2 protein-coding genes are annotated in these 1,490 nt (G+C 67.7%); both read right to left on the reverse strand.

Annotated elements, in window-relative coordinates; all coding sequences use genetic code 11:
* A partial coding sequence (locus ACQKIP_RS47250; RefSeq protein WP_427745840.1) for an MFS transporter occupies nucleotides 1-1,243 on the reverse strand: 1,243 nt, incomplete at its 3' end.
* 49 nt (nucleotides 1,244-1,292) lie between these two features.
* A partial coding sequence (locus ACQKIP_RS47255; protein WP_427745841.1) for a class II aldolase/adducin family protein occupies nucleotides 1,293-1,490 on the reverse strand: 198 nt, incomplete at its 5' end.

Raw genomic sequence — 1,490 nt, forward strand, 5'->3', positions numbered from 1 at the left:
GGGCCAGGACGTACATGGGGATGGAGGTCGAGCCGGTGGCGTCCTTGAGCCCGCCGATCATGTACGGGCTGACGGACCCGGCGAGGTTGCCCACGGAGTTGATCAGGGCGAGCCCGGCCGCCGCCGCGGTGCCGCCCAGGAACGCGGTGGGCAGCGACCAGAACAGCGGGGCGCAGGTCAGCACGCCGGCCGCGGCGAAGGACAGGGCGATCAGGGACAGCACGGTCGATCCGCTCCAGCCGGCGGCCAGGGAGAAGCCGACGGCGCCCATGAGGCTGGGGACGACCAGGTGCCAGCGGCGTTCGCGGCGCTTGTCCGCGGAGCGTCCGAAGAGGTTCATCGCGATCAGTGCGGCCAGGAACGGCACGGCGCTGAGCACGCCGATGGTGAGGGTGTCGTCGATGCCGGTGGACTTGACGAAGGTGGGCATCCAGAAGGTCAGCGCGTACTGGCCCATCACGAAGCAGAAGTAGATCAGGCACATCAGCCATACCTTGGGGTCGCGGAAGCCGTCCCAGATCCGGCCGTGCTTCTGGTGCGCGGTGTCCTTGGCGATCGCCGCCTCGACGATGTCCTTCTCCTCCTCGGAGAGCCACTTGGCGCTGCGTACCCCATTGTCGAGGTAGAACAGCGTGGCGACACCGATGAGGAGCGCCGGAATCGCCTCCAGGAGGAACATCCACTGCCAGCCCTGCCATCCGCTGACCCCGTCGAAGGTGTCCATGATCCAGCCGGAGAGCGGGTTGCCGAAGATGCCGGCCACGGGGATCGCCGACATGAACATCGCGATGACGCGGGCCCGGCGGTGGGAGGGGAACCAGTAGGTGCAGTAGAGGATCACGCCCGGGTAGAAGCCGGCCTCCGCGGCGCCGAGCAGGAAGCGCAGCACATAGAACGTCGTCTCGTTGGTGACGAACGAGAAGGCGCCCGAGACCAGACCCCAGGTGATCATGATGCGGGCGATCCAGGTGCGCGCGCCGACGCGCTGGAGCATCAGGTTCGAGGGGACCTCGAAAAGGAAGTAGCCGATGAAGAACAGTCCGGCGCCGAGACCGTAGGCCGCCTCGCTCAGGCCCAGGTCGTCGGACATCTGCAGCTTGGCGAAGCCGACATTGACGCGGTCCAGATAGGAGAAGACGTAGCAGAGAATCAGGAAGGGGACGATGCGGCGGACGACCTTGCGGAACACGGCGTTCTCGTGGGCGAGGCCGGGGGTCTCGGCCGTCTCGGTGGACGTGGACATGCGGAATCCTTACTGCGGCTCAGGGGATTCTCCGACGGGCGGCGTGCGGTCACCAGGAGGCGCCGAACACGGCCTTCAGTTCGTCGAGAGCGGGGGAGGGGAGCGGCTCGGGGCGACGGTCGGTCAGGAGCCAGAGGCGTGCCGTTTCCTCGAGTTCTTCGAGGACGGCGAGAGCGGATGCGGCGTCCGGGCCCCAGACCACCGGTCCCAGGCGGTCGAGCAGGACGGCCCGGATGGGGGTGCCTGT

Origin of the sequence: Streptomyces sp. NPDC059900 (assembly GCF_050270335.1) — a bacterium.
Lineage (GTDB): Bacteria > Actinomycetota > Actinomycetes > Streptomycetales > Streptomycetaceae > Streptomyces.